The organism is Bacillus sp. FSL L8-0528, from assembly GCF_038593085.1.
In the GTDB taxonomy this organism is placed as follows: domain Bacteria; phylum Bacillota; class Bacilli; order Bacillales; family Bacillaceae; genus Bacillus; species Bacillus paralicheniformis.
The window spans coordinates 3,766,965-3,788,499 of sequence record NZ_CP151961.1 but is presented as its reverse complement, the minus strand read 5'-3'; the positions used below and the strand labels follow the sequence as shown (position 1 = coordinate 3,788,499).

Genomic DNA, 21,535 nt, shown 5'->3' with positions numbered 1-21,535 from the left:
TAATAAAAAGGGGAAAGGCAAAAAACTGTAAAACATGTTCGATCTAAGTTACGATATACATATAAAAAGCGTGATTTAATCAGCGAAACAACGCCTCTTTAACTAAAACGGGAGGGATTGATTATGGATATGGAACGTTTCCAGCAAATGCCGGCTTTTATGAAAGAAGAAATGGATAACCTCAAGCATGTGGCGGCGCCGTTCTTAAAGAAAAGGCTGATATTTCTTTTTATCGCGATTCCGCTGCTTGTTGCTTCATTGGTTTATCTTTCCTCTTTTTGGGGGCAGGCATCCTATGGAACCGATTCAATGATAAAAATCGGCTGCGCTGCCGCAGCAGCAGCTTTCGGCATGGCGCTGTTCAGAGAGTCGTCTTACCAAAAAAGAAATGTTCAGCAATCGGTGATGAAATATATTTTGGAACGGATGCAAACAAGCGAAGTGCTTTCCGATGAACGGAAAAGCCGCTACGTTCGGGCGGTCAAGGAAGAGCCGTTTACTGTGATGAGAAGCTTTTTGGAATTTTTAAATGAAGAAGAGATCAGAAGGCGCAGGCTGGCTGAATGATGAAAGAAAAAAAGAGCTGCATGACAGCTCTTTTTTTGTGCCATGATGATCAGGCTTCATTCAATTCTTTTCCTAATATTTTTAAATCGTACCGGATTCCGTCCATCTCGGCGATTCCGGGAAAGTGTCCCCACTCGGTAAAGCCGTATTTTTTGAAAAGCTTGATGCTCGGCTCGTTGTGGGCGAAAATAAACGCCATTAAAGAACGGATTCCAAGCTTTGGCGCAGCTTCAAGCGCTTTTTCAAGCACCGCTGAACCCGCCCCTTTGCCGCGGTGGTCTTCATGAAGGTAAATGCTGACTTCGGCGGTTTTGTTATAGGCGGGCCTTCCGTAAAAGGATTCGAAGCTGATCCAGCCGGCGATATCCCCTTGTTCATTTTCGACAATATAAAGAGGCCTTGCCTCGGTATGGTTCAAAAACCAGTTCAGCCTTTCTTCAGGTGTGACGGGTTCTGTATCTGCCGTAACCATTCGCGACGCAATGGTGGAGTTGTAAATATCGACTACTGCGGGAAGGTCTTCCCGATTGGCGATCCGTAGTTTCATTCTCTCTGTCCTTTCTTCATATGTTATATCTTCGGCGTTTTTTCCGTTATCATGCACATTGATGAAATTTCAAGTTTTAGGGCGGTTTTTACATAAAAACGAAGCAGCCGGTGCAGACTAATTTGAAAAAAAGTTTTTTGTAAATGTATATATTTTCTGAAAAGTGTTCAGAATGTTGCTGAGGTGATGAGTAATGAAAGAGGAAGAAAAGAATCGTACTTCCAAAATCACAAAGCTGCAACAGTTTTTTCGTAAACGCTGGGTATTTCCGGCCATCTATTTGACAAGTGCCGTCGTTGTATTAACCGCCGTTCTTTGGTATCAATCGGCTTCTAACAACGATGTAAAAGACCAGCTTGCAGACGATGGCAAGAAATCAGCCTATGATAACCGGGATGACGCGGTTGAAGTAGGCAAACCAGTCGAAAATGTCGCAATGCCGGTTGCTGATTCTGAAAATGTTTCTGTCGTTAAAAAGTTCTTTGAAACTGACGCAACTAAAGAAGAGAAAGAAGCAGCACTTGTAAACTATAATAACACGTACAGCATGAGCAAAGGTATCGACTTGGCTGAGAAAGACGGAAAAACATTCGATGTTTCCGCATCTCTAAGCGGTACGGTTATCAAAGCTGCAAAAGACCCTGTACTGGGCTACGTTGTTGAAGTTGAACATGAAGATGGTTTATCAACTGTGTATCAGTCTCTTTCTGAAGTAAGCGTCAAACAAGGTGACAAGATTGAACAAAATCAAGTCATCGGAAAAGCAGGCAAAAACCTTTACAATGAAGAAGGCGGAAACCATGTGCACTTTGAAATTCGCAAAGACGGTGTTGCGCTAAACCCGTTGAATTTCATGGACAAGCCGGTCTCCAGCATTGAAAAAGCAGTGGAGGAACAAGCGGCTGAAATGAAGGAACCTGCTCAGCCTTCTGTTGAAGAAAAGCCAAAAACAGAAGACAAAACGAAAGATCAAACAGGTGGAAAAGACGACAAAACCAAACGGGAAGATTCGTCTGAAGGATCAGAAAATCAAGACGGAACCCAGTCTGACGATTCAAGCCAGTCATAAGGCACGCTTCCCTCAGAGCGCCTATCAAATACGATAGGCGCCTTTTTTTGTTACAATCATAAAAAACCCGTATCAAATTTGCAGAGCCAGCCGTTTATTAAGTAAGAGGCCTTTTTTAAGGAGTGTGAATGCATTCATGAATGAGCTAGAACAGCAAGCGCTGATGAAGTATTGCATGAGAATGACAGGTGATAAATGGGATGCTGAGGATTTAGTCCAGGACACCATCCTGAAGTTAATAGAAATCAATCGAACAGACGCCTCACATGCTTATCAAAAGACGGTTGCCAAGCATAAATGGATTGACCTGCTCAGAAAAAGGAAGCGCGAAAGCTTTCTGTCTGAAGACAATCTGGAAGACGGGCGGGCAGAGCGCATGCAGGCGGCCGATGACTTTGAGCACCTGCTGAAACAGCTTTCCGGTATTTTAACGCCGAAGCAATTAACGATTTTTCTGCTCAAAGATGTGTTTTCCTTTCAGCTGCACGAAATCGCCGAGGCGCTCGGTAAGCCCGAATCATCCGTCAAGTCGCTTTTATTCAGATCGCGTCAGCGATTAAAAAGGCTTTCTCCGGATGTTTTGCAAAGGGACGCGGCGGACGGGGATGATGAACACATTGGCCTGCTTGTTCGGGCGATATTGTATCACAACCCCGATGATCTGCTCGAATTTGCCAAACAGACATGGCTTTTCGGCGCTTCACAGCCGTCTTGCGTCAGCATGATGAGGTGTGCTGCCTAGGAGGAAAAAGGCTATGAACACCATTCCTTACGTCATTGAGAAAACGGCTGCCGGTGAAAGATCGTACGATATTTTTTCCAGACTTTTAAAAGACCGGATCATTATGATCGGTTCTGAATTCAACGATGACCTCGCCAATCGGGTCACCGCCCAGTTGCTGTTTTTGTCAGCCGAAGACAATGAAAAAGACATTTCGATCTATATCAACAGCCCGGGCGGATCAACTTCCGCGGGATATGCGATTTTGGATACGATGGATTATGTGAAGCCGGATGTCCGCACGATCTGCGTCGGAATGGCCGCTTCCATGGGAGCGATTCTCCTCGCCGGCGGAGCAAAAGGCAAACGGTATGCGCTCAAAAACAGCGAAATCATGATCCATCAGCCGCTCGGCGGCGTCAAAGGACAGGCGACAGACATGGAGATTTCAGCGAAGCGGATCATCAAACTGAGGGAAAAAATCGAGCGCTTCTTTCACGAACGAACGGGCCAGCCCATTGAAAAACTAAAAGCCGACATGGAACGCGATTACTTTATGGATGGGGACGAAGCGAAGGCATACGGTGTTATTGACGCCGTTTTATAACATGAGAAAAGCTCCCGGCTTAACTCCAGCCGGGAGCTTCGATCTTTTTATAAAGCGTCAGGACCTTCCTCGCCTGTGCGGATGTTGATGGTGTTTTTAATTTCGTATATGAAGATCTTGCCGTCACCGGGTTCCCCGGTTTTCAGGACGTTTTGCGCCGTCTCGGCCACCTTTTCGACAGGCACTTTGCTGACGACGATTTCGACTTTCAACCTTTCATATACATTGCTTTCGCGTTTGACCCCGCGGTAAAGCTCTGTATGCCCTTTTTGCAGGCCGCATCCGTGTACATTGTAAAACGTAATGGACGTTACCCCGATTTTGGCCAGCTCCGTTTTCAGCTTTTCAAAGTTTGTAGGACGAGTTACAATTTCCACCTTATACATTTGACCGCTCATACCATCACTCCTGACAAATTAATCTTGATACGCTTTTTCGCCGTGCAGCGTCAGATCGAGGCCCAATGATTCTTCATCCTCTGAGGCACGGAGTTTAAAGAAGATACTGACTATCTTAATAATAGCGTATGTGACGATTGCGACAAATAAATATGTTGCGGCAATCGCAATCAGCTGTTTCCAAAGGAGACTGATGTCTCCGTAAAAAAGCCCGTTGGCACCGTCTGCGTTGACTGAAGTCGTCGCGAACAAGCCCGTCGCGATTCCGCCCCATGTTCCGCCGAGCCCATGAAGTCCGAAGGCATCAAGCGCATCATCGTAGCCGAATTTTTTCTTCAGTGAAAACACGCCCCAGAAACAGACAATTCCACCGATGAGCCCGATCCATACGGATGAGAAAGGTGTGACAAAGCCTGCGCCCGGTGTAATCGCGACAAGTCCCGCGATCGCTCCCGAGACGGCGCCGAGCATCGTCGGCTTTTTATTGATCAGCCATTCTGCCAAAATCCAGCCGATCAGCCCCGCGGCCGCAGCCGTATTCGTGTTGATAAAAGCGGTCATGGCGACTTCATCGATCGTTAGCGCGCTTCCGACGTTGAACCCGAACCATCCGAACCAGATCAAAGTCGCTCCGAGCAAGGTCAGAAGGAGGTTGTGAGGGGCGGTATCGCTGATATTTTTCCGCTTGCCGAGAACAATCGCAACGACAAGGCCGGCTACACCGGAAGAAATGTGAACGACGTTGCCGCCGGCAAAATCAATCGCTCCCAGCTCGTCAAGCCAGCCTCCGCCCCATACCCAGTGGGCGACTGGCGAGTAAACGAAAACCGCCCAGAGCACCGAAAAAAGAATAAAGGCAGGAAAGCGCATGCGCTCCGCAAAGCTTCCGGAAATAATCGCAGTCGTCAGAACGGCAAATGTCAATTGGAACATCATATAAAGCGTATGCGGGATCGTCTCCGAATAATCGGCATTGGGTTCAAAGCCGACACCTTGCAGTCCGATCCAATCCAAACCCCCGATCAATGGGTTTCCGGGAGCGAAAGCGAGCGAATAGCCGAACAAAATCCATATGATAGAAACGATGGCAATTGAAGATAAGCTGTGCATAACGGTGCTGAGCACATTTTTGCTCCTGACAAGTCCTCCGTAAAATAAAGCGATGCCCGGCGTCATCAGCCATACGAGCAAAGCGCAAAAGAACATAAATACTGTATCCCCCATCTGCATGTTTCATTCCTCCGTAGTCATTTAGATTGAGAGCAGATCTCTTTTTCTTTCATTATAGTGACAAAAGGGAGATATCATGATGAATATGTCAGATTTCCTCACATGGTTTTTAGGGAGAAAAGCGGACAGGGAGAGGCTGAAAGGGGGATTAAGCGGTTTTTTCAACCTCAACTGCAACGATTCGATGTCCGTCCATATCTTTTACTTTGAAACGGTACCCTTCACTTTCGATCGCCGTTCCGGGCTTGCTCTCAATATTCTGCGTCAGCATCCAGCCGCCGATTGTATCAATCTCCTCATCTGATAAATGAATTCCGAGCAGGTCGTTTACATCGCTGACCAGTACTTTACCGCTGAGGATGTAATGGTCATCTTCCAGTTTCTGAACAGCAGATACTTCTTCAGTATCGAATTCATCGCGAATATCGCCGACGATTTCCTCGACGATATCCTCAACCGTCACAAGGCCGGATGTTCCGCCATACTCATCTACGAGAATCGCCATATGTGTATGCTCTTTTTGCATTTTGACGAACAGCTGGTAGACGGGAATCGTTTCAATCACATGGATAACCGGATGGATATATGGCTTTAGCGATTTTGTTTCTAAAGAAAATTCCCCTGCAAGCTCCGCCAGCAGCAGTTCTTTTATATTGATCATTCCGGTGATGTGATCTTTGTCTTCCTCCATGACGGGGAAGCGGGTGTGCTTCGTTTCTTTGATGAGCTGCTTCGCTTTTTTTAAACTGTCGTCAAGAGACAGGACGGTCATTTCATTGCGGGGCACCATAATTTCTTTTGCCGTACGTTCGTCGAATTTAAAAATATTGTTTACATATTTCAATTCATTCTGGTTAATCTCCCCGCTTTGATAGCTTTCAGATAAAAGCGTTCGCAGCTCTTCCTCCGAATAGGCCAATTCGTGTTCACCAGTCGGCTTCAGGCCGAACAGACTTGTGATCATGCGGGCTGAATGATTGAGCAGCCATATAAAAGGAAACATGATTCTATAAAACCAGATCATCGGCTGTGCAAAAAGCAGCGTAACGGTTTCCGCTTTTTGAATGGCGATCGTTTTTGGCGCCAGCTCTCCGATCACAACATTGAGATAAGTGACCGATAAAAAAGCGGCCAAAAATGAAAGAATATGTGTCACCGACTCGTTCAAGCCCATTTTTGAGAAAAGGGGATGCAGCAAGGTCTGCATCGTCGGTTCACCAAGCCAGCCGAGGCCCAATGCCGTTACGGTGATTCCAAGCTGGCAGGCTGACAAGTATTCGTCAAGGTGTGAGGTCACTTCTTTTGCGGCAAGCGCGCCCTTTTTTTTCTGAATGATCAATTGGTCGATCTTTGTCCGCCTTACTTTGACGATGGCGAATTCGACCGCGACGAAAAAGCCCGTTAATGCGATTAATCCTGCCACTGCAATCAGCTTCAATAATTCCAATGCCCCGCCTTCTCAAAAAGAAGGCGCCACCTCCTTTTCTATGAAAAACTCATACTGGCTTCATACCACGTGCCGCAGCGCGGCAAACATGATGTTTATTTATGCCGAGGGCGGGCAAAGAAATATAAAACGAATGGGCCGGAAGAGGAGGAGACGAAATATGAGAGTTTTTCAGGGAGAGGGTTGGACATGGTATCAGCTCGGCCCTCACGAAAAAGCGACAGCACAAGGGCTGATCCAGCCCGATCATTGGCCGGAATGCCGAAACTGGTTTCAAGACGTTCCTTCGGCCAATATCAATTGCATTGATATCAATGCTGCCGTTCAAGGCAAGGAAGCGATCTACGGTTCATATATTTACGACCAGGAAGCGGAAGTTCAACAAAACCGGACAGCATTTCATTTTTACTTAACGAAAAACTATTTTTTCACAATGAATTTAGATATCTCGCAATTTGAAGATGCAAACAGGAGGCCGATCGATCAACATTTGAAGCGATGCAAAGATGCCCCAGAAGTGTTTCTGATCCTGTTAGGCGAACTGATGAGAATGTATTTAAAGGAACTTGAGCACTTTGAAGTTCACCTTGGAAAAGTAAGATGGGGATTTCACCATGACAACAATAAAAGCATCATTGAACTGATTCATAAACGGCGTCACGAACTGCTCGTCATAAGAAGTTTAATTTTATCGATGAAAAAGGTAGCAATGGGTCTTAAAGAAACTTTTTTAAGCAAATCGTTTGATGAAATCGAACAGCGCAGGACGTTTTACGAAATCGACAGAGGCATGTCATTGATCAAAGAGTACGCGAATGAAATCAATTATTTGCTCCATTCCGAGGAAGTGGTGACATCCCACAGAGGCAATGAAATCTTTAAAGCGCTGACGATTTTCACGACGATCTTTACACCGATGACGGCTTTCGGCGCCCTGTGGGGAATGAACTTCGAAGTCATGCCTGAACTCTCATTAAAGTACGGCTATTTATTTTCGCTGATTTTAATTGCCGTTTCTACCGTCCTTGTGTACTGGTATTTGAGAAAGAAAGGGTGGACCGGCGATTTATTGAAGGATAAAAAACGATATATGAAAAGGAAAGGCTCTTTTAAATAGGTTTAAGCCCGGGGGATATCGGAAAAGCACATAATAACCCCAGTAAAGGAGGAATTCCGAATGAAACTAAAGGACATCATGACAACCAATGCTGAATGCTGTGAACCTTCTGCTCCGATTGCGGAAATTGCCGGAAAGATGCGTGATTACAATGTGGGTTCAATTCCAGTCTGCGAGAACGGAAATTTGACGGGGATCGTTTCGGACCGGGATATCGTCATCAGATGTGTAGCCGAAAATGAAACAGACGCAGCTGCTCGGGATATCATGAGCACACGGATGGTGACCGGGCGCCCGGATATGTCGGCTGAAGAGGCAGGAGATCTGATGGCGGAACACCAAATTCGCAGGCTGCCGATTGTTGAAGATGGACGTCTCGTTGGAATCGTTGCTTTGGGGGATCTCTCCGTCTCAAATGCGGATGAGAAAGCGGGAGAAGCATTAAGCGAAATTTCAAAACCGGCTTAAACAGGTTGAAGGAAGAGCGTTTTCAGCTCTTCCTTTTTTATAGTGCAATATTTTAGTGATTGATCAATAACTTAACTTTAGATTAAGTTTTCATTAAGCATTTCAATGTTTCTTTCAGCCCTTCTTGATAAGGTGTCGCGGGAATTTTTCCTACTCTCTTTTCATATTTTTCCCCGTTTAGAATGAATGTTTCTTCAGTTAAGTACATGATTTCTACTACTTCTTTCATTACTGGATCAAATAATCCGCTTACACGAATGGCAAGCTTATTTAATGGTATGACTAATTTATTATTGCCGGTAATTTGACGTGCGATTTTTATAATTTCTTTACCTGAAATCAGTCCGGCGCCGGGAATGTTCCAGTTTTCACCGTAAGAATCGTCTTTACTTGCGATTTCCACAATCATTTTTGCGGCATCAGGCAAATATACGTACTCCCGGGGGGTTTTTAGATTGCCGATAAAAACAGCTGGTTTATTTGCTGCCATTCCGGTTAATGTAGGCTGTAAATAAGAATTTTGCGAAGTTTTTCCATAATAGTCCGGCAGTCTGACGATTAATGGTTTGGCATTTTTCCATTTCTTATCGAATATTAAGTTTTCAAAATCCACTCTAATCCTTCCTTTTTTTGTATGGGGCTGTTTCGGATGATTTTCGTCTCCTTTGGCAATTTGTCGGCCGTAAACATATATTCCATCCACAATCACGATTTTCTTGCCTAAAATATTTGCAGCCTTCATTACACTTTCACCGAGAAGCAGGAGTTTATCCGCCATTTCATGATATTGAACATTGGCGCATTGAAATATCACATCTGCGTCCTTTGCTGCTTCACTGATGGTCTGCGCATCAAAGACATCGCCAAGCTGATATGTTAATAGCGGTGTTGAATGATGTTCTTTTATGAGATTCTTTAGTTTATTTTCAGAACGGCCGAAAGCGATAACCGGAATATTTCTTGACAGCAATTCTGAAACTATGGCTTGACCTGTTCCGCCTGTTGCGCCTAAAACAATTGCTTTTTCCATTGAAAATTCCCCCTCGGGTTAGTTATTAATCAATCAATAACAAATGCTTAAATAAAAAAACCGAAACAAATCGGTTATTTTATTCTGTTTGGCCGTGCATGATCTCCGGCAAATCCAAGAAATAGGAAATGTTGCAAAGTATCCCTCTTGCCAGGAAAGTCGTAACTTCCCTCTCTGCATTCGGAACATTCGCTTCCCGGAACCTTTCCAGCGTATAGTTTCTAATACGTGATAAGCCTGTTTTTGAACAATTCCTGATCGATTCCTCCGTAACGGAGAGTCCGATGACCTGCAAGGCGATTTCATTAGGGTGTGATACAGACAACTCTTCATATGCTTTGACCATGTTTGCTACGATCTGTTCGGAGCTGGATTCAACATTTTGAAACGTTTGGAGGATTCTTTCAAAGGCCCGATCGAGCGCGGCAACGAACAACTCTTCCTTCGTCTTATAAAACCTAAATATATAGGGCTGAGAAATACCGGCTTTTTCAGCAATGAGTGCTGTCGTGGTATTATAATATCCCTTTTCTGCAAACATCTCTAATCCAGCTTCAAGTATTTGCTCCTTTCGGTTTTCCTTACTCTGTCTTATGATATGCCGCCTCCCTTCATTTTGTTATTGATTGATTACTTACTGAGATCGTAACAGATTTCTTTTCAAGATTCAAGCCCGTAATTTTTAAAAAATGCATCTATTGGTGCAACTGTTTTCCAATCAATCAGAATAGATACGCGGATTTCATCACCGGTCCCGCTGCAAAGACCAAAATAAGACGTGCTGCCGTTTGGCGTAATGGAGAAGCGGAGCGGTATCAGGCAATATGAGACCGCTTGCTCCGGGCACCGTGTTTTGTCGGATTTCGGCTTCGGCCCGCTGCAGCGCCCATGGAGAATGATGAATGTCTTCATAGTAGACCCGGTTGTTGTACGTGGTGTACAGGCGGTATCTTTCAGTCAGCCAGTATTCGATGGACCCTTTTTGGGTGGTGAAGGAATCTGACAGCGGGCGGTAGCTGACGCGGAAGGCCGCTTTTGAATCATGCCTTCTGCTGGAAAATTCAATATGGTTTTCTTCTTTTACAAAGTTTATCCCGGCGTGAAAATAAGGCAAGTGGAACATTGTGCGCGCGCCGGCGACGGCTAAGCGCGAAGCGGCGTCAAGACTGAAAAAATAAATGCCCGGTACACCTTTATATGATACATATGTCCGGACATTCAGCTCGGGAAAGCTGCTGATGAAAGGAAAGGGCGGCAAAAAACGGGGCCGCATATTTGTCAGCAGAAAAGGCAAAATGCCGATCCACGCTTTTCCGTTGAATGTCTCCAGTTCCAAGGCCGCCGGTATTCGTCCGCGAATGGCTCCAGAATCAACAGCCCAATGGGCAAATAATACATGATCCCATGTTTGCGTCATGATCCACGGTCCTTTAGGCGGCGGAAAAGGGCGGTGTGAAGTATTTTTTATCATAAAACAGCACTCCTTTGATTCGAATGTTGACCCGTTTGCAACACATCCCGAGCCTGTTGTACGGTTTTATCATTTCCCTTTTCGGTTAATTCAAAAACGAGGATACAAAAAACGGAGGAGTGATGTGATTTGTTCAAGCATACGAAAGTGCTGCAGTACCCTGCGAAACCTGAAAGGCCCGATCCTGTCTTCGCCAAGAAAATGCAGGAGATACTCGGCGGTCAGTACGGAGAAATATCTGTGGCCATGCAATACCTTTTTCAAGGGTGGAATACAAGGGGAAATGAAAAGTATAAAGATTTGCTCATGGACACGGCGGCAGAAGAAATCGGACACGTCGAAATGATTGCGACGATGATCGCGCGCCTGCTTGAAGACGCTCCGGTTTACGAGCAGGAAAAAGCCGCAGACGATCCTGTCATCGGCGCCATTATGGGCGGAATGAACCCTCACCATGCGATCGTTTCGGGACTGGGAGCCATGCCTGAAAACAGCACCGGCGTTCCGTGGAATGCAGGCTATATCGTAGCGAGCGGCAACCTTCTGGCCGATCTGCGCGCAAATGTCAACGCTGAATCGCAAGGCAGACTGCAAGTCGCGCGGCTGCGCGAAATGACGGATGACAAAGGTGTACAAGATATGCTCGGCTTTCTTTTGGCAAGAGACACGATGCACCAAAACCAGTGGATCGCCGCGATCAAAGAGTTGGAAGAAAAAGAAGGCGTCATCGTGCCCGGCACGGTTCCGGATGAAAATGAAAAAGAAGACATTGCGCATACTTTATACAATTTCTCGGATGGAGAAGAAAGCGCGCAGTTTGATTGGCTGAAAGGGAAGGCGCCGGACGGAGCGGAATTCCACTACGAGAGCGGCCCTGTCGCATATGGAGAAAAACCGGTCTTGAAGCCCGCTCCAAAACGAAGCCACAATACACCTGATTATGGAGAATAAAAAGAGCCGAAACGGCTCTTTTTTTATTTTTTAAAATGACAAAACACTCCGTAAATATTAAAATAAGTGACAGATTTGCAGATTTTTTTATTGTCAGGTAAGCTTACTATAAAAACAACAGTAAGGAGTTATATCATGAGTAAAGTACTTATTTTTGGCCACAAAAATCCGGATACGGATACGATTTGTTCAGCGATTGCATATGCCGAATTAAAAAAGGAGCTCGGCATGGACGCAGAACCCGTCCGCCTCGGCGAAATCAACGGCGAAACCGAATTCGCGCTTGAGAAATTTAATGCAGAAGTACCCCGCCTTGTGAACACTGTTGCGAATGAAACTGACAGCGTGATTCTGGTTGACCATAATGAGCGCCAGCAGAGCGTCGATGACCTGGATCAAGTTCGCGTGCTTGAAGTCATCGATCACCACCGGATCGCCAATTTTGAAACGAGCGACCCTCTGTATTATCGCGCAGAGCCTGTAGGCTGCACAGCAACGATCTTAAACAAACTCTATAAAGAAAACGGCGTCGAAATTAAAAAAGATATCGCAGGATTGATGCTGTCGGCGATCATCTCAGATTCCCTCTTATTCAAATCTCCGACTTGCACGGACGAAGATGTCAAAGCTGCAAAAGAATTGGCTGCGATTGCCGGCGTTGATGCCGACAGCTATGGACTCGATATGCTGAAGGCCGGAGCTGATTTGAGCGCAAAAACGATTCCTCAGCTTCTCTCTCTTGACGCAAAAGAGTTTACGATGGGAAGCCATAAAGTGGAGATCGCGCAAGTTAACACTGTTGATACAAACGACGTTCTCTCCCGCAAAGAGGAAGTTGACGCAGAACTTGCAAAAGTGGTGTCTGAAAAAGGATTGGATTTATTTGTGTTTGTCGTAACCGACATTTTAACAAACGACTCGGTTGTCGTCGCTTCAGGACAAGCTGCACAAGCAGTGGAAAAAGCGTTCAATGTCACATTGTCAGACAACACAGCGACACTGAAAGGCGTTGTATCCCGCAAAAAACAAATTGTTCCGCCGTTAACCGAAGCCTTAAAAGGTTAAGGAAAGGAAATGAAAAACACCCGAATCATGAGATTCGGGTGTTTTCTTATGCCGTTCTGGATACGGCTTTCCGCAATTTCCGCAAGATCGATTCGTAGAGTGAGATGATCCGTTCAAAAAGCGGCTGTACATACGCTGAGAATCTAAACATAACGAGTGATACAAATAAAGCGACCAAAATGCTGCCTAAAACGTCAACAGGGTAGTGGTGTCCGACCCAAATACGGGAAAAGCCCGTCAATAACCCGAAAGCAATCAGGCAGCTTCCAATTTTCCGATGATAAAGCCAAAAAGCGATCGAAATGGCTAACGCCCCGGTTGTATGATCGCTGGGAAATGAGGCGTCGGCAGCATGATGAATCAATACGTCCACATGGTGAGCGACAAACGGCCTCGGCTCATAGTAAACCAATGACAGCAAATAATTTGCCGCCAATCCGAGAATACCCGTCACACCTGCCTGAAGAACGCTTATTTTATAAGAACGGTTTCCGAAGATCCAGATCAAAAGCAAAATGAGCGCATACATGTAAATTGCTTTTTCTGTAATCAAAATCATAGCGCTGTCCAGGATGTGGTTGTGGTTTGATAATTGATGAATGCGTGTAAAAAGCCAATAGTTCAAAAAATCACCTTTTTAATAGAGTAGTAGTTTTTGGTCAGACAGTTAGGAGACGTATTTGATTTTGCAAAAGTTTCATTAAATGACAGATCGGACTGTATCAGCCTGCATGAAAAAAGCCGGGCAATCCCGGCCCGGCGAGGTTGAACGGCTTATTCAGCCATTGATATATCCCGCTTCCCCTTTGCGAGTGCGGATTTTTGGCTCCATGTATACAGAAACAGATTGATGAGCACAAAAACGCCTGAGAATAAATAGATGTTTGAAAAACCGGCTTGTGCCACAACCAACCCGAAAACATAGGATCCGACTGCGATCCCGGTATCAAACAGCGTAAAATAAGTCGCCGTTGCATAGCCGCTCCGGTGAGGCGGCGAAGCCTGAATCGCCAAGGTCTGAAGGCACGGCGTGATAGATCCGTAGCCGATGCCGATGACAGCTCCGGATAGCAAAAGCATCCCGCTGCTGTTTGTAAAAGCAAGCAGGAAAAGCCCGGCGCAAAAAATGATAATGGACGGATAAATGACGACTCCGGGGCCGACTTTATCATACAGTTTTCCCGTAAACGGCCGCGTGATCATCATTGTCACCGCGAACACCATAAAGAAATAGCTGCTTGCTTCAATAAGGCCGAGAGATTTGGCATAAACAGAGATGAAGGAAATGACGCTTGAATAACAAAACGACACGAACAATCCGACCGTGGCAATCCGAATCGCGCCCTTTTCAAACATGTTGGAAAAAGACAACCTGAACACAGCCGAACGGATGTCGTTTCCTTTAGGAATCCGGACCAGTGCCGTGCAGAGGATGGCCACAGTGACGATTCCTGAAAATAAAATAAACAGATCGGAAAAACTCATTTTATCCAGCAGGTTCAACGCGATAAACGGACCGATGACAACCGCCAAATTCATCGACATGGCAAAGTAGCCCAAACCTTCCCCGCGGCGGGCCGGCGGAATTAAATCGGCTGCAATTGCACTCGTCACCGTCGTGATGATGCTGAACCAAATGCCTTGGAAAAAGCGAATGCCAAGCAGCAGGTAGATATCATGAATGAAGATATAAAGAAATGATGCCAAAGTAAACAGCACGACGCTGATGAGCGCCATTCTTTTTTTGCCAAAACGTTCAATAACGGCTCCCGAAAACGGCCTCGCAAAAATCGCGGACAGCATGAAGCCGCTGATCAAAAGGCCGCCTTCTGACTCGGAGCCGCCGAGCTCCTGCATCGCATAGACCGGAAGCACGGTCAACAGTGCGTAAAAATAGACGAATATAAATAAATTAATCAAAACGACCATGATAAAATCCCTGGTCCAAATGGGTTCAGCTTGCTTCATAGGCTACAACTCCTCTGATGTCCTTCTAATAATTGATTTAACAGCCTTTGAAATGTTTTTTTATCCCGTTCTTCAAATACGGAAAGGATTTCCTCTTCAAATTCTTGCATTTTTAATTGAATGTCATCATATTTAATTTTGGCTTCTTCTGTCATTTTGACGACTTTTTCCCGTTTGTCATCGCCCTGTATCCGTTCTACCCAGCCGTTTTTTTCGAGGCGGCTGACGGTTCTCGTCACAGTCGGCGCCTCGACGTGCAAGTAAGTCCAAATGTCTTTTTGCGTCATCGGTCCGCAGGTGTGAAGACAGTATAGGATCGACCACTGTGAACCGTAAAGGCCGTATCCTTCGAGCTGTTCATTCGTTTTTTTAGCAACCATCCGCGTGCTTTGATTGAGCTGGTGAATAATCTTTCGATTGATATGTTCCATTCCCGGACTCCTTCAAAATAGTTACCTAGGTAAATAATAAACTTTATTCATTTTACCGGAAGCCAAGATTAGTGTAAAGTTAAAATTTTTGAAGCCCGAAATAAAATTATCAGAGAAACCCCTTGTCCTCCTTGAGTTTTTAGCATAATCCCATTTAAATGCTAATACACTGATACAAACCTAACAAAGAGAGTGTTTGAGGTGAGGGATCGTGGGAGTATTTCAAAATTCTACTTGGAAAAGCATAAAACGAAGAAGCTGCGCAAATAGCGAATTTTTTCACAAGACGGATCTCATTTCACACTTCTCACATCCATTTTAGGGAGGTCGAGTGGTGTGCACGATTACATCAAAGAGCGAACAATCAAGATAGGGAAGTACATCGTGGAGACGAAAAAAACGGTTCGTGTGATAGCGAAGGAGTTTGGTGTTTCCAAAAGTACCGTTCACAAGGATTTGACAGAAAGGCTGCCTGAAATTAATCCTGACCTGGCCAATGAAGTAAAAGAAATTCTTGATTATCATAAATCAATCAGACATTTGCGGGGCGGAGAAGCGACAAAACTAAAATACAAGAAAGAGGAAATCTTTGAAAGAGAACCCGTGCAATAAGGAATAATGGCTCAGAAACGAGCAGCGTTTATCAGAAATTCCCGGTATCCTCCGTAAAAAGCCACAAAAATTTTATGAAGAACTTTAATAAGCTCTCTTTTTTTTCTAATATTTATGATAAAATATATAATTAGGGCAGAATGTGGACATTGCTGTGAAACAGATTTCGAGGAGGATATAGATAGATGTTTGCAAGGGATATTGGTATTGACCTTGGTACAGCGAATGTGCTGATCCATGTCAAAGGAAAAGGTATTGTCTTAAATGAACCATCAGTCGTTGCTCTTGACAAAAACAATGGGAAAGTGCTCGCTGTCGGTGAAGAAGCAAGGAGAATGGTAGGACGTACACCTGGGAATATTGTTGCGATACGTCCATTAAAAGACGGCGTCATTGCCGATTTTGAAGTAACGGAAGCCATGCTGAAGCATTTCATTAACAAGCTGAATGTAAAAGGTCTTTTCTCAAAGCCGCGCATGCTGATTTGCTGCCCTACAAATATTACTTCTGTGGAGCAGAAGGCTATCAGAGAAGCTGCCGAAAAAAGCGGCGGAAAGCATGTCTATTTGGAGGAAGAGCCTAAGGTGGCCGCAATTGGAGCGGGAATGGATATTTTCCAGCCAAGCGGAAACATGGTAGTTGATATCGGCGGTGGAACGACAGATATCGCAGTCATCTCAATGGGCGATATTGTCACCGCCTCTTCTATTAAAATGGCTGGGGACAAGTTTGATCTTGAAATCTTGAATTACATCAAACGCGAGTACAAGCTGCTCATAGGCGAACGGACAGCCGAAGACATTAAGATTAAAGTCGCAACTGTTTTCCCAGACGCACGTCACGAGGAAATTTCCATCCGCGGCCGCGACATGGTCACAGGATTGCCGAGAACCATTACGGTAACGAGCAAAGAGGTGGAAGAAGCGCTGCGCGAATCTGTATCTGTCATTGTACAGGCTGCCAAGCAGGTGCTCGAAAGAACGCCGCCTGAGCTGTCAGCCGACATTATCGACAGAGGCGTTATCATTACAGGAGGCGGCGCATTGTTAAACGGTCTTGACCAGCTTCTTGCCGAAGAACTGAAAGTGCCGGTTCTCGTTGCCGAAAATCCGATGGATTGTGTGGCAGTCGGTACGGGTGTCATGCTTGATAACATGGACAAGCTTCCTAAGCGCAAACTGAGCTGATCAGAAGCCTCATTCTTTTTTAGAATGAGGTTTTTTATGTGAAATGCTTTAAAGGAACCGAATGGCTGCCGATAAAAAGAGTAGTATGTTTGAATACCATTATAGAACAAATGTTCTGTATTAGCAAATATAAATTGCAAGCCTTTCGCAAAAGAGGTTTTTTTCGATAGGAAACTCTGGAGCATGACACTTATTTGAGGTGAAATGATGTTAAAAGGACTTTATACAGCGACTTCAGCAATGATCACCCAGCAGCGCCGCACAGAGATGCTGACGAATAATATCGCGAATGCAAATACGCCGGGATATAAAGAAGACCAAGGATCAATCCGTTCTTTCCCGGAAATGCTTTTGAGCCGGATTGAATCCGATTCTGTCAAGGCAGGCAGCGCTTCGCGTTCGTTTTCAACACAGACGCCGATCGGTTCTATCAATACAGGAGTTTACATGCAGGAACTGAAGCCTCAATTCTCGCAGGGCGATCTGCAAAGCACGAATGAGCCGACAGATATCGCAATCAGCGAAACCGAAGTTCCGGTCAACGGGGAAACAAACGATAAAGCAGCACTTTTCTACGCGGTTCGGCTTGAAAATGGGGATGTACGCTATTCAAGAAGCAGCCGTTTTTCTTTAAATGAAAATAATCAATTGACAATAAACGGCCGACTCGTCCTTTCAACGGAAAACCGGCCGATTACGGTGGGAAGCGAGAATTTTCAAGTCGCTGAGGACGGAACGGTGACTGAAAACGGCCAAAACCTTGGAAGGATCGATGTCAGAATCGCGCTCGATACGAGAAATTTAGCAAGAGAAGGCGATGATCTGTATCGTACTGAAAACGGTGAGGCGCTGCCAAGCGCAGTCGGCAACCCCGAAGTCACTTATTCTGTCAAGCAGGGGATGACGGAACGGTCGAATGTCGACGTGACGAGAGCCTATACGGAAATGACTGCTGCCTACCGCTCGTTTGAAGCCAACCAAAAAGTTCTTCAAGCTTATGATAAAAGCATGGAAAAGGCGGCCAATGAGATTGGAAGGATCGGATAAATGACCGATCGCGATCAGCGTAAATGGAGGATGTGGAAAAACGATGCTTAGATCCATGATCACGGCTTCAAACACAATGTTTGAACTGCAAAAACAAATTGATAATATCAGCCATAATCTTGCAAATACCGATACAACGGGATATAAGGCGAAAAACACGAGCTTTTCGGAGCTGATCAGGCAGCAGATTGAACAGGTAAACGAGAAAAATAATGAAGTAGCGGCAAGCAGAAAGACGCCGCCCGGACTTCGGCTCGGCGTCGGAGCCGTCATGACCGACCGGCTGACACATAAACAGGGAAGCCTTAAGGAGACGGGCCGCGATCTTGATATTGCACTGACTTCTCCTTATCAGTACTTCCAGGTCAATGTCGACGGGGAAGTGCAATATACAAGAGACGGAGCATTTTACCTGACGCCTGCGGCTGGTAACGCCAACCAGATGCAGCTGGTGACGAAAGAAGGGCATGCCGTTCTTGACGAAAACGGAAATCCCATCAGCTTCAACCAGCGCTATAAACACATCAAAGTCGACGGTTCGGGAAGTGTCACTGTTTCGTCAGACAATCAGGGTGAAGCGCCATTGCGTTTTAACCTGGGAATCGTCCGGGCTGTCAAACCTCAGGCTCTTACGGAAGAAGGAAGCAATCTTTTTTCTGTCAGCGATGAATTGAGAGCAACGGCTCTAATCAATCTGAACGGAGCGGGGCGGCAGGACATTTCTCTAAAACAGGGATTCCTCGAATCATCAAATGTCGATGTATCGAAGGAAATGACCGATCTGATCTCTTCGCAGCGGTCTTATCAAATGAATTCCCGCGCCATCACGATGGGCGATCAAATGATGGGGCTGATCAATTCAGTACGTTAACACAGCAAAACAGGAGCCGGCCAAACGACGTTTGGTTCAGGCTCTTTTTATTTTCATTTTCAGCGTTGTCTCTCATCTTTTGTTGAAAAAGATTCCGTTTCATAATATACTTCCAGATGTACAGAATAAGGCACTGACATATCATTCTATACATATTTTTCGAAAAAGGAGATGTCAAGGCGATGCTTGATGCTCAGCAAATTAAAGAAATCATTCCCCACCGCTATCCCTTTCTGCTGGTAGACCGTGTGACAGAGGTAGAGGAAGGAAAACGGGCAGCGGGTTATAAAAATGTGACAGTAAATGAAGAATTCTTTAACGGACACTTTCCGGATTATCCGGTGATGCCTGGCGTTTTAATTGTTGAAGCGCTTGCGCAAGTGGGTGCCGTGGCGCTTTTGATGAAGGAAGAAAACCGCGGAAGGCTCGCGTTTTTTGCGGGAATTGACAGCTGCCGCTTCAAAAAGCAGGTCAAACCGGGCGATCAGCTCCATCTTGAGCTTGAAGTGCTTCGTTTCCGCGGTTCCATCGGCAAAGGAAAAGGAGTCGCGAAAGTGGACGGCGAAGTGGTGTGTGAAGCCGAATTGATGTTTTCTCTTGGCGAAAAACAGGAATAATGTAGCAAAATGGGTTTTCGTAAAAGCCCATTTTGTTTTTTTATCATAAAAGCGAAAAGGTGATCATTCATGTGGAAAGAATTTAAAAGCTTTGCGATTCGGGGAAATGTAATCGATCTTGCAATCGGGGTCATCATAGGAGGCGCCTTTGGAAAAATCGTGACTTCGCTTGTCAATGATTTAATGATGCCGCTCCTCGGTCTTCTGCTAGGAGGCCTGGATTTTTCAGCGCTCTCGTTCACATTTGTTGATGCCGAAATTAAATACGGGCTATTCATTCAGTCGATCGTCAATTTCTTTATTATTTCGTTTTCCATTTTTCTATTTATCCGTTATATCTCTAAGCTGAAGAAGAAAGATGCCGAAGAAGAAAAAGCTGCTCCTGATCCCCAGGAAGAATTGCTTAAGGAAATACGGGATTTGTTAAAAGATCAGACGAAACGCTCTTAGAGCTATAGCGAAAAGGCTGTCGGCGAAGACAGCCTTTTCTATATATTTTGTTTAAATGCTTCAAGAAGCCGGTCTCCGGAATATCCTTCTTTCATTAAATCTTCCAAAATCTTGTCGGAGCCTTTCCTCAGCTTTGAGCTGACCATTTTGCCGTCCAATAAGACGGAAACATGCTCGCCTAGTACCGTGATCTTTTTGACCTTCGCTAACAGCTGTGCGGGGCGGTTGCTTTTTTTCGTGATCGTTACATATGTTTTCACTTCTTTGCCTTCCTGAAGGAGGTATTCGAAAAAATACCGGTATTCTTTCGAAACCAGCCCCTCAACCATCCAGTGGTTTTCTCCGTCTTCTTTATTAATGATAAGGCCGTCGATCAGCGGGAACTCCTCGAGCCGCTTTGAAGTTTCATCCTGGCGGACTATTTTTAAATCAATAAGCCTAAAGGTTTTCACTAGTATCACCTCACAAGCTTCCATAGTTGTATAACCATTATAGCACATTCGCTTGGAAGAACTCTTGACCCTGGTTTGTTTATGCAATAGGAGCATATTCGTATTTTAAATTTTGCAAAAAGTATTTTATAATGCTTTATTTTTATTTATACTTTAGGTGATATTTAGCAGGAGGTGACTTATGAACCATTTTTACTTAAAAGAAGTATTTGTGATCGCAAGCAATCCAGCTGCTGACTGCCGTCAATATATGCCTATGATTTGCTTTTCAGCCGGGAACAAAAAGCACGAGATCAGCACGTATGCCAATGAAGGCATCGTGTTTCGCTATGAAACAAAAGACAGAATGGAAATATACGAATTTCAAGTAACGATTAAACAGAAAGAGTTGTCATTCCGTTTGTATGCTTGGGACGGGGGCTCATATGTCCGCGTATACTCAGAGCGGTGGCTGGCATCTCCTGTTTTTTTTCAGTTTCTGAAAAATACTTATTTCTCAAATAATAATGAGATGATTTTTTTAATTAATGGCAGAAAGAAACAAAAATTATGACGCGAACCCGGGTTTTTCCGGGTTATTTTTCTTTTATGATGATTTTGCTTAAATACCGATCTCTTATAAACTGGGGATACCCGAACAGGAAGGGAGGGACGAAATGTTTAATGAGATCATGCTGGTCGGGCGTTTGACAAAAGATCCCGAACTTCGGTACACATCTGACGGTGTCCCTGTTGCAAATGTGACGCTGGCTGTCAGCAGGCCTTTCAAAAATGCAGCAGGCGAAATTGAAGCGGACTTTGTCAATTGCACCCTGTGGCGCAAAACTGCCGTGAACACAGCCGAATATTGCGAAAAAGGCTCCATCATCGGGCTGAGCGGAAGAATCCAGACTCGCCAATACGTCAATTCAGAAGGCGAGCGCGTTTTTATTACAGAAGTTGTCGCCCGATCAGTCAGATTTTTGGGAGAAAGCCGAAAAGCCCATGAGCCGGCGGAAGCTTAAACCGTAAGATTCCTTCTATAAACGCCTTTCTTAAAAAAAATCAATCAATATCCCCTTTTTTATCCCCCTGTATGGCCGGTTTTAAATGACCGGTTTTTTTATTTTAGACAAAAAATAGACAAATTTAAATTGACGCCCAAAAATTCCGTATGTATAATGTAAGCGAATACAACAACAAATGATCAATGTTTGCACATATGTGCAAAAG

27 protein-coding genes are annotated in these 21,535 nt (G+C 44.9%); 16 read left to right on the top strand and 11 right to left on the bottom strand.

All coding sequences use genetic code 11. The features are described from left to right. Positions 1 to 123 precede the first annotated feature (123 nt). Complete coding sequence (locus MHI30_RS19410; RefSeq protein ID WP_075751554.1) at positions 124 to 567, top strand: YwnF family protein; 444 nt, start codon at positions 124 to 126, stop codon at positions 565 to 567. A 49-nt stretch (positions 568 to 616) separates the two neighbouring features. Here MHI30_RS19410 and MHI30_RS19405 read toward each other — a convergent pair whose 3' ends face one another. Then, complete coding sequence (locus MHI30_RS19405; protein ID WP_075751827.1) at positions 617 to 1,114, bottom strand: GNAT family N-acetyltransferase; 498 nt, start codon at positions 1,112 to 1,114, stop codon at positions 617 to 619. Between the two features lie 193 nt (positions 1,115 to 1,307). Between MHI30_RS19405 and MHI30_RS19400 the strand changes: the two genes are divergently transcribed. From MHI30_RS19400 to MHI30_RS19390, 3 genes are all read left to right on the top strand, one after another. Further along, positions 1,308 to 2,183 carry a M23 family metallopeptidase gene (locus MHI30_RS19400; protein WP_075751553.1) on the top strand — a complete coding sequence of 292 codons (876 nt, stop codon included), beginning with the start codon at positions 1,308 to 1,310 and terminating at the stop codon, positions 2,181 to 2,183. Between the two features lie 136 nt (positions 2,184 to 2,319). Further along, complete coding sequence (locus MHI30_RS19395) at positions 2,320 to 2,925, top strand: sigma-70 family RNA polymerase sigma factor (RefSeq protein WP_075751552.1); 606 nt, start codon at positions 2,320 to 2,322, stop codon at positions 2,923 to 2,925. A gap of 13 nt (positions 2,926 to 2,938) precedes the next feature. Continuing rightward, the gene (locus tag MHI30_RS19390) at positions 2,939 to 3,511 is read left to right on the top strand and encodes an ATP-dependent Clp protease proteolytic subunit (RefSeq protein WP_075751551.1); all 573 of its coding nucleotides are present in this window, start codon (positions 2,939 to 2,941) and stop codon (positions 3,509 to 3,511) included. 47 nt (positions 3,512 to 3,558) lie between these two features. Here the strand turns inward: MHI30_RS19390 and MHI30_RS19385 are convergent, their stop codons facing one another. The 3 genes from MHI30_RS19385 to MHI30_RS19375 form a co-directional block, all read right to left on the bottom strand. Next, on the bottom strand, positions 3,559 to 3,909 hold the full coding sequence (locus MHI30_RS19385) for a P-II family nitrogen regulator (protein ID WP_003185936.1): 351 nt from the start codon (positions 3,907 to 3,909) through the stop codon (positions 3,559 to 3,561). 18 nt (positions 3,910 to 3,927) lie between these two features. Further along, positions 3,928 to 5,139, bottom strand: a complete 1,212-nt coding sequence (locus MHI30_RS19380; RefSeq protein ID WP_075751550.1) for an ammonium transporter — start codon at positions 5,137 to 5,139, stop codon at positions 3,928 to 3,930. 148 nt (positions 5,140 to 5,287) lie between these two features. Further along, complete coding sequence (locus MHI30_RS19375) at positions 5,288 to 6,586, bottom strand: hemolysin family protein (RefSeq protein ID WP_075751549.1); 1,299 nt, start codon at positions 6,584 to 6,586, stop codon at positions 5,288 to 5,290. 160 nt (positions 6,587 to 6,746) lie between these two features. On the opposite strand from MHI30_RS19375, the gene MHI30_RS19370 reads away from it, so the two are divergent. After that, positions 6,747 to 7,703 (top strand): magnesium transporter CorA family protein, encoded by a 957-nt coding sequence (locus tag MHI30_RS19370; protein WP_075751548.1) that lies wholly within the window; start codon positions 6,747 to 6,749, stop codon positions 7,701 to 7,703. 60 nt (positions 7,704 to 7,763) lie between these two features. Then, entirely contained in the window at positions 7,764 to 8,171 is a 408-nt protein-coding gene (locus tag MHI30_RS19365) for a CBS domain-containing protein (RefSeq protein ID WP_075751547.1), read from the top strand. 82 nt (positions 8,172 to 8,253) lie between these two features. Here MHI30_RS19365 and MHI30_RS19360 read toward each other — a convergent pair whose 3' ends face one another. The 3 genes from MHI30_RS19360 to MHI30_RS19350 form a co-directional block, all read right to left on the bottom strand. Beyond that, positions 8,254 to 9,201: an SDR family NAD(P)-dependent oxidoreductase gene (locus MHI30_RS19360; protein ID WP_075751546.1), complete on the bottom strand. Its 948-nt coding sequence runs from the start codon at positions 9,199 to 9,201 to the stop codon at positions 8,254 to 8,256. Between the two features lie 79 nt (positions 9,202 to 9,280). Beyond that, positions 9,281 to 9,796, bottom strand: coding sequence for a TetR/AcrR family transcriptional regulator (locus tag MHI30_RS19355; protein ID WP_075751545.1), 516 nt, complete (start codon positions 9,794 to 9,796; stop codon positions 9,281 to 9,283). A 150-nt stretch (positions 9,797 to 9,946) separates the two neighbouring features. Continuing rightward, the gene (locus tag MHI30_RS19350) at positions 9,947 to 10,672 is read right to left on the bottom strand and encodes a DUF2071 domain-containing protein (protein ID WP_075751544.1); all 726 of its coding nucleotides are present in this window, start codon (positions 10,670 to 10,672) and stop codon (positions 9,947 to 9,949) included. Positions 10,673 to 10,801: 129 nt separating this feature from the next. Between MHI30_RS19350 and MHI30_RS19345 the strand changes: the two genes are divergently transcribed. Both MHI30_RS19345 and MHI30_RS19340 read left to right on the top strand, forming a co-directional pair. Next, a complete protein-coding gene (locus MHI30_RS19345) occupies positions 10,802 to 11,623 on the top strand; it encodes a manganese catalase family protein (protein ID WP_075751543.1) in 822 nt (273 codons plus the stop codon). Between the two features lie 135 nt (positions 11,624 to 11,758). Then, complete coding sequence (locus MHI30_RS19340; protein ID WP_075751542.1) at positions 11,759 to 12,688, top strand: manganese-dependent inorganic pyrophosphatase; 930 nt, start codon at positions 11,759 to 11,761, stop codon at positions 12,686 to 12,688. A 46-nt stretch (positions 12,689 to 12,734) separates the two neighbouring features. On the opposite strand, the gene MHI30_RS19335 is transcribed toward MHI30_RS19340, so the two are convergent. From MHI30_RS19335 to MHI30_RS19325, 3 genes are all read right to left on the bottom strand, one after another. After that, positions 12,735 to 13,313, bottom strand: coding sequence for an undecaprenyl-diphosphatase (locus MHI30_RS19335; protein ID WP_020453212.1), 579 nt, complete (start codon positions 13,311 to 13,313; stop codon positions 12,735 to 12,737). A 149-nt stretch (positions 13,314 to 13,462) separates the two neighbouring features. After that, entirely contained in the window at positions 13,463 to 14,656 is a 1,194-nt protein-coding gene (locus MHI30_RS19330) for an MFS transporter (protein ID WP_075751541.1), read from the bottom strand. Next, entirely contained in the window at positions 14,653 to 15,087 is a 435-nt protein-coding gene (locus tag MHI30_RS19325; protein ID WP_075751540.1) for a MarR family transcriptional regulator, read from the bottom strand. Before MHI30_RS19325 ends, MHI30_RS19330 begins: the two co-directional genes overlap by 4 nt. 336 nt (positions 15,088 to 15,423) lie before the next feature. Here MHI30_RS19325 and spoIIID point away from each other — a divergent pair, with 336 nt between their 5' ends. The 6 genes from spoIIID to mscL all read left to right on the top strand — a co-directional run bounded on the left by spoIIID (position 15,424) and on the right by mscL (position 19,871). Further along, positions 15,424 to 15,699, top strand: a complete 276-nt coding sequence (spoIIID, locus tag MHI30_RS19320) for a sporulation transcriptional regulator SpoIIID (RefSeq protein WP_003185911.1) — start codon at positions 15,424 to 15,426, stop codon at positions 15,697 to 15,699. 185 nt (positions 15,700 to 15,884) lie between these two features. Further along, the gene (mbl, locus tag MHI30_RS19315; protein ID WP_003185909.1) at positions 15,885 to 16,886 is read left to right on the top strand and encodes a cell shape-determining protein Mbl; all 1,002 of its coding nucleotides are present in this window, start codon (positions 15,885 to 15,887) and stop codon (positions 16,884 to 16,886) included. Between the two features lie 207 nt (positions 16,887 to 17,093). Then, positions 17,094 to 17,933 carry a flagellar hook-basal body protein gene (locus MHI30_RS19310; protein ID WP_075751539.1) on the top strand — a complete coding sequence of 280 codons (840 nt, stop codon included), beginning with the start codon at positions 17,094 to 17,096 and terminating at the stop codon, positions 17,931 to 17,933. 43 nt (positions 17,934 to 17,976) lie between these two features. After that, positions 17,977 to 18,804: a flagellar hook-basal body protein gene (locus MHI30_RS19305; RefSeq protein WP_020453208.1), complete on the top strand. Its 828-nt coding sequence runs from the start codon at positions 17,977 to 17,979 to the stop codon at positions 18,802 to 18,804. Positions 18,805 to 18,986: 182 nt separating this feature from the next. After that, positions 18,987 to 19,421, top strand: coding sequence for a 3-hydroxyacyl-ACP dehydratase FabZ (fabZ, locus tag MHI30_RS19300; RefSeq protein WP_003185902.1), 435 nt, complete (start codon positions 18,987 to 18,989; stop codon positions 19,419 to 19,421). 69 nt (positions 19,422 to 19,490) lie between these two features. Then, on the top strand, positions 19,491 to 19,871 hold the full coding sequence (mscL, locus tag MHI30_RS19295; protein WP_075751538.1) for a large conductance mechanosensitive channel protein MscL: 381 nt from the start codon (positions 19,491 to 19,493) through the stop codon (positions 19,869 to 19,871). A gap of 38 nt (positions 19,872 to 19,909) precedes the next feature. On the opposite strand, the gene MHI30_RS19290 is transcribed toward mscL, so the two are convergent. Beyond that, complete coding sequence (locus MHI30_RS19290; protein WP_020453206.1) at positions 19,910 to 20,323, bottom strand: YwpF-like family protein; 414 nt, start codon at positions 20,321 to 20,323, stop codon at positions 19,910 to 19,912. A 181-nt stretch (positions 20,324 to 20,504) separates the two neighbouring features. Between MHI30_RS19290 and MHI30_RS19285 the strand changes: the two genes are divergently transcribed. Continuing rightward, entirely contained in the window at positions 20,505 to 20,876 is a 372-nt protein-coding gene (locus tag MHI30_RS19285) for a hypothetical protein (RefSeq protein ID WP_020453205.1), read from the top strand. A gap of 103 nt (positions 20,877 to 20,979) precedes the next feature. Then, on the top strand, positions 20,980 to 21,327 hold the full coding sequence (gene ssb, locus MHI30_RS19280; protein WP_048350529.1) for a single-stranded DNA-binding protein: 348 nt from the start codon (positions 20,980 to 20,982) through the stop codon (positions 21,325 to 21,327). Positions 21,328 to 21,535: the final 208 nt, after the last annotated feature.

Excerpts from the sequence above, each read along its gene's own strand:
- MHI30_RS19410 (WP_075751554.1), top strand. The coding sequence starts at position 124 with ATGGATATGGAACGTTTCCAGCAAATGCCGGCTTTTATGAAAGAAGAA.
- MHI30_RS19405 (WP_075751827.1), bottom strand. The coding sequence starts at position 1,114 with ATGAAACTACGGATCGCCAATCGGGAAGACCTTCCCGCAGTAGTCGAT.
- MHI30_RS19400 (WP_075751553.1), top strand. The coding sequence starts at position 1,308 with ATGAAAGAGGAAGAAAAGAATCGTACTTCCAAAATCACAAAGCTGCAA.
- MHI30_RS19395 (WP_075751552.1), top strand. The coding sequence starts at position 2,320 with ATGAATGAGCTAGAACAGCAAGCGCTGATGAAGTATTGCATGAGAATG.
- MHI30_RS19390 (WP_075751551.1), top strand. The coding sequence starts at position 2,939 with ATGAACACCATTCCTTACGTCATTGAGAAAACGGCTGCCGGTGAAAGA.
- MHI30_RS19385 (WP_003185936.1), bottom strand. The coding sequence starts at position 3,909 with ATGAGCGGTCAAATGTATAAGGTGGAAATTGTAACTCGTCCTACAAAC.
- MHI30_RS19380 (WP_075751550.1), bottom strand. The coding sequence starts at position 5,139 with ATGCAGATGGGGGATACAGTATTTATGTTCTTTTGCGCTTTGCTCGTA.
- MHI30_RS19370 (WP_075751548.1), top strand. The coding sequence starts at position 6,747 with ATGAGAGTTTTTCAGGGAGAGGGTTGGACATGGTATCAGCTCGGCCCT.
- MHI30_RS19365 (WP_075751547.1), top strand. The coding sequence starts at position 7,764 with ATGAAACTAAAGGACATCATGACAACCAATGCTGAATGCTGTGAACCT.
- MHI30_RS19360 (WP_075751546.1), bottom strand. The coding sequence starts at position 9,201 with ATGGAAAAAGCAATTGTTTTAGGCGCAACAGGCGGAACAGGTCAAGCC.
- MHI30_RS19350 (WP_075751544.1), bottom strand. The coding sequence starts at position 10,672 with ATGATAAAAAATACTTCACACCGCCCTTTTCCGCCGCCTAAAGGACCG.
- MHI30_RS19340 (WP_075751542.1), top strand. The coding sequence starts at position 11,759 with ATGAGTAAAGTACTTATTTTTGGCCACAAAAATCCGGATACGGATACG.
- MHI30_RS19330 (WP_075751541.1), bottom strand. The coding sequence starts at position 14,656 with ATGAAGCAAGCTGAACCCATTTGGACCAGGGATTTTATCATGGTCGTT.
- MHI30_RS19325 (WP_075751540.1), bottom strand. The coding sequence starts at position 15,087 with ATGGAACATATCAATCGAAAGATTATTCACCAGCTCAATCAAAGCACG.
- mbl (WP_003185909.1), top strand. The coding sequence starts at position 15,885 with ATGTTTGCAAGGGATATTGGTATTGACCTTGGTACAGCGAATGTGCTG.
- MHI30_RS19310 (WP_075751539.1), top strand. The coding sequence starts at position 17,094 with ATGTTAAAAGGACTTTATACAGCGACTTCAGCAATGATCACCCAGCAG.
- MHI30_RS19305 (WP_020453208.1), top strand. The coding sequence starts at position 17,977 with ATGCTTAGATCCATGATCACGGCTTCAAACACAATGTTTGAACTGCAA.
- fabZ (WP_003185902.1), top strand. The coding sequence starts at position 18,987 with ATGCTTGATGCTCAGCAAATTAAAGAAATCATTCCCCACCGCTATCCC.
- mscL (WP_075751538.1), top strand. The coding sequence starts at position 19,491 with ATGTGGAAAGAATTTAAAAGCTTTGCGATTCGGGGAAATGTAATCGAT.
- MHI30_RS19285 (WP_020453205.1), top strand. The coding sequence starts at position 20,505 with ATGAACCATTTTTACTTAAAAGAAGTATTTGTGATCGCAAGCAATCCA.
- ssb (WP_048350529.1), top strand. The coding sequence starts at position 20,980 with ATGTTTAATGAGATCATGCTGGTCGGGCGTTTGACAAAAGATCCCGAA.